Source organism: Nonomuraea lactucae, from assembly GCF_003313395.1.
GTDB classification, from domain to species: Bacteria; Actinomycetota; Actinomycetes; order Streptosporangiales; family Streptosporangiaceae; genus Nonomuraea; species Nonomuraea lactucae.
The window spans coordinates 1-918 of record NZ_QNFZ01000404.1; the positions used below are offsets into that span (position 1 = coordinate 1).

At 64.1% G+C, this 918-nt stretch carries 1 protein-coding gene; it reads left to right on the top strand.

All coding sequences use genetic code 11. The features are described from left to right. Positions 1-138 precede the first annotated feature (138 nt). Positions 139-909 carry a transposase family protein gene (locus DQW85_RS22210; protein ID WP_113702136.1) on the top strand — a complete coding sequence of 257 codons (771 nt, stop codon included), beginning with the start codon at positions 139-141 and terminating at the stop codon, positions 907-909. Positions 910-918: the final 9 nt, after the last annotated feature.

Sequence of the window (918 nt, forward strand, 5' to 3'; positions counted from 1 at the left end):
TGAGCCCTTTTCATCCCTTGGCGGTGGCCTGCTGGTCACAGCATGATCGCGAGGTCGACGTTTGCCTGCCGACATCAAGAAACCCCTGGTAGACGGGTTGATCACCACAATCACGTCCGTCACAACCAGGGGCTTCGGATGCTGTTCTATCGCGCTGCCGTCAATTTGTCGCGTTCAACGCTGGCCTACGTGGCCGGGCTGATCCGCCGGCACCGCAAGGCGATCGGGTCGGCTTGGCGGCTGCTCAACGCGGGACAGCAGGCGTTGCTGGTGCTGGTCTACCTTCGCAAGGGCGAGACGTTCGACGAGCTCGGAGCCGGTTTCGGGGTGTCGACGGCGACGGCATGGCGGTATGTGGAGGAAACGGTGATGCTGCTGTCAGCTCGCTCGCCCAAGCTCCGGCAGGCGCTGCGTAAGGCCGGCAAGGAAGGTCTGCACTTCCTGGTGCTCGATGGGACGCTGATTCGCACTGACCGGGTCGAGGCCGATCGGCCGTACTTCTCCGGCAAGCATCGCGTTCACGGGATGAACGTCCAGGTCATCGCCTCACCGGACGGGGAGATCCTGTGGACCTCGGGCGCATTGCCGGGCAAGACACACGACCTGAGCGCCGCACGGGTCTGGGGCATCCTGCGGGAACTGGAACGGGCAGAGATCCTCGTCTTGGCGGATAAGGGCTACCAGGGGGCCGAAGGGCCGGTCATCACCCCGTACAAGGGCAGGAACAAGCCAGAGTCGCAGAAGCGGGCCAATCGGTCACATGCACACCTTCGCGGCCCAGGCGAACGCGCGAACGCCCAGCTCAAGAGCTGGCGCATCCTCAGCAAGCTCCGGTGCAGCCCAAGCAAGGCCGGACACCTGTGCAAGGCCATCGCCCTCCTACAGAATCACCAGCTCGCGCGAGGATGAAAATGCCTC

Coding starts and splice junctions, on each gene's coding strand:
- DQW85_RS22210 (WP_113702136.1), top strand. CDS start 139: ATGCTGTTCTATCGCGCTGCCGTCAATTTGTCGCGTTCAACGCTGGCC.